This is a genomic window from Neisseria sp. P0001.S005, assembly GCF_051963715.1.
Map to the genome: position 1 here is coordinate 1 of NZ_JBQCTZ010000165.1, position 7,469 is coordinate 7,469.

The following is a 7,469-nucleotide window of genomic DNA, read 5'->3' on the forward strand; positions in this document are numbered from 1 at the left end:
CTGAAATTATCCGTCCGCAAATTTTCCGACGCACAAAGCGGACAAGCCGCATTGGATGCCGCGCTGTCCTCAGGCAAACTGGCCGGTTTGCAAACCTCCGTCTTCTGGCTGCCCTACTTCCCACCGCAAATGCGCTTCCATTTCAACGCACACAATCTTTTGGTATACGGCAAAGACGGCAACGACTACCTCATCAGCGACCCCGTATTTGAAACCGTGCAACGCTGCGCTGCCGAAGATTTGCAGCGTGCACGCTTTGCCAAAGGCGTATTGGCGGCAAAAGGCATGATGTACACCTTGGAAGATAACAGGCCGTCTGAAAAAATCATGGCAGACTTACCCGCCATTATCCGCAAAGCCATACGCAAAAACGCCAAACATATGCTCGCACCGGTCTTTTTCATCGGCGTCAAAGGCATCCGCACGCTGGCCAAAAAAATCGAATCTCTGCCTGCCAAACAAAACGACAAATACCAAAAACTATTTCTCGGCCATTTGGTGCGGATGCAAGAAGAAATCGGCACCGGCGGCGCAGGTTTCCGCTACATCTACGCCTACTTCCTCGAACAAGCCGCCCATATCTGCAACGAACCTGCGTTTCAGACGGCCTCAGAACAAATGACCGCCATCGGCGACCAATGGCGGCAGTTTGCGGCGATGTGCGTGAAACAGTGCAAAAAACCGTCCGAAAACGGCTGCCGCAACATTGCCGAATTTCTGCGCAAAATTGCGGATGATGAAGAAGCATTATGGCGGGGATTATTGAAATAATCAGGATTTATTCGATCCCGATTAATCTACCATGGATTATTTTGACATTCAGGCCGTCTGAAAACTAAAAGAAATTAAAAATGCGTTACCTAGCTACTGTCTTATTATTGTGTTCTGCCTTAACCTATGCCGCGCCGCCGGACGGCTTTGCCTTGGTTCATGATGCCGACGGACACACCAATTTGCGCGAAAGCCCCGATTTGAATGCCAAAGTCTTGGCAAAAATTCCCAACAGCACGCCGTTGGAATGTGTAGGCGAAGCCAGCAAAGACAATCCGAATTTCTGTACCGCGCTGTTGCAACAGACAGCAATCGGCGGTTACGGCTTTATCCACCGCAGCCGCCTGATATTTCCCGCTTCCGACAAAAACTTCGTTGCCCTACACGAATACTTCGGTCGCGACGACACACTGACTTTGTCCAGCGGCGGTCAAACGGTACACATCGCCGCCCGCCGCATCCACCCCAAACGCAGCGACTTTTCAGGCACAGCCCCAAATAGTGACACCGCGCCTCTCTATCGGGGCAAACCGTTTTACGGTACAGACGGCTCCATTCCGAAAAGCGTCTTTGCCATAGAACAGATTACGCTAAACGGTCAAGCAGTTCCCGCTGCCGAACTGCAAGGGCTGTTCTTGCCCGATTTTGCCGCCACTGCACGCAGCAGCAATGCGTATGATGGCTGGAAAGCCTATTACCGCCGCAGCGATAAGACGCTTTATCTGTTTAATTCGGTGAATAATGATGCCGGTTCTTTCGGTATGTGTTTCGTATTTAAAGACGGCAAATTCCGACAGCGTTATGTATGGACTGTATCACTATGAATATTCATTAAAGGGCAATTTGGAAGCCATGATTCAAATCCAATCCCTCTCCCACCGTTATCCCAAAGCAGAAACTGCCGCGCTGGACAATGTGTCGTTCGACATTGCCGACGGCGAATGTTTGGGGCTGCTCGGCCACAACGGTGCGGGGAAAACGACGCTGATGTCGCTTTTGGCCGGCTTGCAGGAAGTGCGGCAGGGCGAAATTTTGTTTGACGGCAAGCCGTTGCGCCTGTTGAGCCGTAGCGAGCGGCAGAAAATCGGTTTGGTGCCGCAGGATTTTGCGTTTTATCCGCAGCTTTCGGTGTGGGACAACCTGCTGTTTTTCGTCTCGCTTTACAAAGTGCGCGACAAAGGCCGTCTGAATGCGCTTCTAGAACAGACCGACCTGACCGCCCACAAAAACAAAGCGGCAAAGCATCTTTCGGGTGGACTTAAACGCCGTCTGAATTTTGCCATCGGTCTGATTAACACGCCGCAACTGGTGTTCCTCGACGAAATCACGGTAGGCATCGACCCGCAGTCGCGCCGCTTTATCCTCGACAGCGTGGCGGATTTGACACGGCAGGGGGTAACGGTGGTTTACACCTCGCACTATCTATCGGAAATCGAGCAGCTTTGCGGCAAAATCGCGCTGCTGCAACACGGCAAGCTGGTGTATCACGGCGGTTTGGACGAGCTTCTAAGCACGCAAACCGGTGTCGTGCGTTTTACCGTCGAACCGCCGCTGCCGCCTCAAACGATGGCCGCCTTGGGTGCAAAGCAAGTGGACAGCCGCGGTATGATGGAAACGGCGCACGATGCCGCCGCCGTTTACGCCGCCCTGCAAGAAAGCGGCGCACAAATCCGCTACTTCCAGCAGGGACACGGTTCACTGGAAACGTTTTACCTTGATTTCCTACGCAAAGACGAGCCAGCAACAGATAAGCAAGATCCATAATGACGATTTCCTCCCTCCTCAAAGAACTCAAACTGCTCTGTCGCGACCTGCACGGTTTGGCCGTGTTGTTTGTGATGCCCATCGCCTTCATGCTGATTATGTCGTTGGCGCTGAGCCGCGACCAAGACCCGCACACCGACAGCCGTATCGCACTGGTTGGCGCAGCAAACGATAGTATCAATACCGCACTGGCCGCCACGCTGGAGAAAGAGCAGATCCATGTTACGCTGATGCCGTCTGAAAAACTGACCGACGCGCAAAACGGCCTGCACGACAAGCGTTTCCAACTGGTGCTGCACAACCCAAACCTCGCCTCCGACAAAATCGCCGACAACAAAGCCTTACAAATCTATGTACCGCCCGATACCGAGCCTTCATGGCTGGCGGCGGTCAAAGGCGTTTTGCAGCAGCACTACACTGAAACGCGGCTGGACGCCTATTTCGACAACAACGACGGCATCAAAATCGACAATAAAAAACTGCCCCGCTCCATCCGCAAAGACATCCAGAAAAAAGTCGATGAAAAAAACGACGAACAATTCGCCGCCGTACGCAGCTTTTTAGATAAAAAAATGCTGGAAGAACACTATCTGAGCGCAGGCAGCGGCACGGTGGAAAAACCCAACGCCGTACAGCACAGCGTTCCCGCATGGCTGATTTTCGGTATGTTTTTCATTATGATACCGCTGTCGAACGTCATGGCGCTGGAACGCCAGACCAACACCATCACCCGCCTGCGTCTCGCCCGCGCCTCCGCGTCCGGCCTGATTGCAGCCAAACTCGTCCCCTATTTCCTGATTAACCAGCTTCAGTTTGTCGGAATGCTGCTGCTCGGCCGCTACCTGCTGCCCGAAATCGGCGTACCCGCCCTCATACTCAACGGCAGCCTTGTCCCCTATGCGCTGCTGTCTGCCGCCGTCAGCGCCGCCGCACTCGGCTACGCGCTTCTAATCAGCGTCTGCGCCAAATCTACCGAACACGCCGTCGTCCTCGGCGGCGGCGGCATCATCCTGATGGCGGCAATCGGCGGCATTATGGTCCCCGCCCACGTCATGCCCGAAACCATGCAGCAACTCACTTGGATTTCCCCGATGGCTTGGGGCTTGAAGGCTTTTCAGGAATTGCTGCTCAACCGCAGCGGACTGGACGGAATCGGCCGTTATCTGCTTTTACTGTCTGCGTTCTCTTTTGCCACGCTGACTGCTGCCGTATTGGTTTATCGTAAGCAGTTGCAGACGCAGGTTAGGTTTTAAACGTTTGTCTGCCCTAAGTAGAAAACTTATTTCTCAAAATCATTCCTATAAAACTTCAGGCCGTCTGAAAATATCTTTCAGACGGCCTGATGCTTGATATGCTATGAATTATTTCAATAACAAAATATTTTCAACAAAATCCTAAAATCCAAACGTAAAAAAACCTGCTTTTTCAAAGCAGGTTTTCATATTTGGTGGGTCGTGAGCGATTCGAACGCTCGACCAACGGATTAAAAGTCCGCTGCTCTACCGACTGAGCTAACGACCCGATAAGCTGTGCATTATAGAGACGGGTCACACAGCTGTCAACACCTTTTTTAAACTTTTTTATTCGACGACGATTTTCGGGAAGCGGCTGCTGAAGTCTTTGCCTTTATCGGCAATGGCCAGTGCAATTTGGAAGGCGGCTTCGGTGTAGATGTCGGCGATAGTTTGGTTGTTTTCAAACAAGGCCGAAGATGTACCGCTGTCCATGGCTTCGCGTACAGGCAGGCTCAACGGAAGCTGGCCGAGCAATGGTACGTTCAAACGCTCTGCCAGGTTTTTACCGCCTTCTGCGCCAAAGATTGCTTCAGCATGGCCGCAGTTGGTGCAAATATGGACAGACATGTTTTCCAAAACGCCCAAAATCGGAATATTGACTTTGTTGAACATATCCACGGCTTTGCGTGCATCAATCAGGGCGATGTCTTGCGGCGTGGTAACGACAACGGAGCCGGTCACGGGAATTTTTTGCGACAGGGTCAATTGGATATCACCGGTACCGGGCGGCAGGTCGATGAAGAGATAATCGACATTGTCCCATTCGCTTTGGAACATAAGCTGTTGCAAGGCTTGGCTGACCATCGGGCCGCGCCAAACGACGGCTTGGTCGGTATCGACTAGGAAACCGATAGACATCACTTGAATGCCGCTTTCGGCTTCAACGGGAATCAGTTTTTTGTTTTGTTGGTCGGGTTTGCGGTCTTGTACGCCGAGCATGGTAGGCTGGCTTGGGCCGTACAGGTCGGCATCGAGTACGCCGACACGCGCGCCCATTCTGGCCATTGCGGTGGCAAGATTGGCTGTGGTCGTTGATTTGCCGACGCCGCCTTTGCCCGATGCAACGGCGATGATATTTTTCACGCCTTTGATGGTTGCTACGCCGGGTTGAACTTTATGCGTACCGATTTCAGTATCGATACTCAAGTGAATGTGGGTATCGCCGGTATGCGAAATGACGGCTTCTTGAACGGCGTTGGCAATGTCTGCGGCAATATGGGCAACTGGGAACGCAAATTTCAGGCCGATATGCAGGCCGTCTGAATGCTCTTCCAGAAGCGAAACGGCTTTTTCGCTGCCCAAAGTGCGTATTGTGGTGGGAATCAACACGGCATCGAGTGCGGTTCGGATGGCTGGAATATTCATAATCTGCCTCTTGAATGTGGGAAATTGTTTGATGTGCGCGATTTGCCTGCCTGACAAATCTGCTGAATTATACCCTTGAACGCCATGCAAGGGATACGCCCGAAAAACTTCAGGCTGCCTGAATCATCGGGCAGCCTGAAAAAGGGTCAACTGAAACGCGGCCTTATTCGCTCAAGAGCGCAATGTCGGCAACTGCGTTCATTTGTTCTGCCAAGCGGTTCAACAGGTTCAAACGGTTTTGCTTCACGGCGGCATCTTCAGCCATTACCATCACGCCGTCGAAGAATGCATCGACTTGCGGCTTGACGGAAGCCAGCTCGGACAAAGCAGTTTGGAAATTGCCTTCGGCAACGGCGGCGGCAATTTTCGGCTGCAAACCTTGCGCGGCAGCATACAGGGCTTTTTCTTCGTCTTGTTGCAACAAACTTTCGTTAACCGCGCCCAACTCGGCATCGGCTTTTTTCAGCAGGTTTTGTACGCGTTTGTTGGCAGCGGCGAGCGCGGCGGCTTCAGGCAACTGTTTGAACGCGGTAACGGCCTGCAGTTTTGCCACTACGTCGTCCAAACGGCGCGGCTGTTTCGCCAATACGGCGGCGACGATATCTTGCGGATAATCGTTTTGCAACAACACGGCCAAACGCGCCTGCATGAAATCGGCGGTTTCAGACGGCGTTTTCTCGTTGAGCAAACCTTGCGGGAAGCTGTCGAAGGTCGTCTGAATCAGCTCGTTTACGTCCAAACCGTACTGCATCAGCATACGCAAAATACCCAATGCGGAGCGGCGCAGGGCGTATGGGTCTTTGTCGCCGGTCGGAATCAGGCCGATGCCCCAAATGCCGACCAAGGTTTCCAGTTTGTCGGCCAAAGCAACGGCGGTTGCCACTTTGCCTTCTGGCAGGTTGTCGCCGGCAAAACGCGGTTGGTAGTGTTGCTCGATGGCTTCGGCGATTTCTTCGGTTTCGCCGTCCGAGCGGGCGTAGTATTTGCCCATGGTGCCTTGCAATTCGGGGAACTCGCCGACCATTTCGGTCACCAAGTCGGCTTTGGCCAAACGTGCGGCGCGCTCGGCTGCGGCGGCATCCGCGCCCAATGCTTTGGCGATATGGGCGGCAATGCTTTGCAGACGCTCGATGCGCTCGGCTTGCGAACCGATTTTGTTGTGGTAAACCACGCTGGACAATTTCGGCAGGCGGCTTTCCAAAGTCGCTTTTTGGTCTTGTTTGTAGAAGAACTCGGCATCAGACAGGCGCGCGCGCAATACGCGTTCGTTGCCTTGGATGATGTGTGACGGGTCTTCGGTTTGCAGGTTGGACACCAGCAGGAAGCGGTTCATCAGCTTGCCGTTTTGGTCGAGCAGCGGGAAGTATTTTTGGTTTTGCTGCATGGTCAGAATCAAGCATTCTTGCGGCACGGCGAGGAAGTGTTCTTCAAAACCGGCTTCCAATACCACAGGCCATTCGACCAATGCGGTCACTTCGTCCAACAATGCTTCATCGGCGGCAACGGTCGCGTTCAGACGGCCTGCCTGCTCGTTCAAGGCCGTCTGAATGGCGGCTTTGCGTTCGGCAAACGATGCTTCTACTTTGCCTTGCTCGCGCATTTGTGCGGCGTAGCTGTCGGCATTTTCAATGGCGATTTCGCCGCTGGAGAGGAAGCGGTGACCCAATGTTTTGTTGCCGCTTTGCAGGCCCAAAACGCTGACGTTTACGATGTCACCACCGTGCAGCACGATCAGGCTGTGTACAGGGCGAACGAAGGTAAATGTGCTGCTGCCCCAACGCATGACCTTAGGAATCGGCAGTTTTTTCACTGCGGCATTGATGATGTCTTCCAAAAGCTCGCCTAGCGGTTTGCCGGTTTGGACGTATTCGTAGGCGTACACATCCTGCTTGCCGTCGTGGATGATAGTCAGGTCTTCGATTTTCGCACCCGCACCGCGCGCAAAACCTTCCAAAGCCTTAGTCGGCGCACCGTCTTTCATGGCATTCGCCACGGCCGGGCCTTTTTTCACGATTTTTTGATCGGCTTGAACGGCCTTCACGTTTTTGACTTGAACGGCCAAACGGCGCGGAGAAGCGTAGGCAGTGTATTTTTCTACAGTCAATTCAAGTAGTTCTATCGCATCTATCTGATCACTATCAATCAGTTGCGCTTTTTCCAAGCCTTCGACAACGGAAGTGGCAAAATGGTTGCCCAAATTATTGAGGGCTTTTGGCGGGAGTTCTTCAGTGAGAAGTTCGATTAAAAGGGTTTGGGTTGTCATGTGCTTATCGT

General features: G+C 52.9%; 6 protein-coding genes and 1 tRNA gene. 4 read left to right on the top strand and 3 right to left on the bottom strand.

The features are described 5' to 3' along the window. The 4 genes from ACTHSP_RS15485 to ACTHSP_RS15500 form a co-directional block, all read left to right on the top strand. A partial coding sequence (locus tag ACTHSP_RS15485) for a BtrH N-terminal domain-containing protein (protein ID WP_440346394.1) occupies positions 1 to 771 on the top strand: 771 nt, incomplete at its 5' end. Between the two features lie 80 nt (positions 772 to 851). Continuing rightward, positions 852 to 1,595 (top strand): SH3 domain-containing protein, encoded by a 744-nt coding sequence (locus tag ACTHSP_RS15490; RefSeq protein WP_314513709.1) that lies wholly within the window; start codon positions 852 to 854, stop codon positions 1,593 to 1,595. Positions 1,596 to 1,623: 28 nt separating this feature from the next. Beyond that, positions 1,624 to 2,535: an ABC transporter ATP-binding protein gene (locus ACTHSP_RS15495; protein WP_440346395.1), complete on the top strand. Its 912-nt coding sequence runs from the start codon at positions 1,624 to 1,626 to the stop codon at positions 2,533 to 2,535. Continuing rightward, positions 2,535 to 3,788, top strand: coding sequence for an ABC transporter permease (locus ACTHSP_RS15500; RefSeq protein ID WP_440346396.1), 1,254 nt, complete (start codon positions 2,535 to 2,537; stop codon positions 3,786 to 3,788). Before ACTHSP_RS15495 ends, ACTHSP_RS15500 begins: the two co-directional genes overlap by 1 nt. 192 nt (positions 3,789 to 3,980) lie before the next feature. On the opposite strand, the gene ACTHSP_RS15505 is transcribed toward ACTHSP_RS15500, so the two are convergent. The 3 genes from ACTHSP_RS15505 to glyS form a co-directional block, all read right to left on the bottom strand. Beyond that, positions 3,981 to 4,056 (bottom strand) — tRNA-Lys (locus ACTHSP_RS15505). A gap of 59 nt (positions 4,057 to 4,115) precedes the next feature. After that, the gene (gene apbC, locus ACTHSP_RS15510; RefSeq protein ID WP_107723784.1) at positions 4,116 to 5,195 is read right to left on the bottom strand and encodes an iron-sulfur cluster carrier protein ApbC; all 1,080 of its coding nucleotides are present in this window, start codon (positions 5,193 to 5,195) and stop codon (positions 4,116 to 4,118) included. A 163-nt stretch (positions 5,196 to 5,358) separates the two neighbouring features. Further along, positions 5,359 to 7,458 (bottom strand): glycine--tRNA ligase subunit beta, encoded by a 2,100-nt coding sequence (gene glyS / locus ACTHSP_RS15515; protein WP_314513103.1) that lies wholly within the window; start codon positions 7,456 to 7,458, stop codon positions 5,359 to 5,361. Positions 7,459 to 7,469 lie beyond the last annotated feature (11 nt).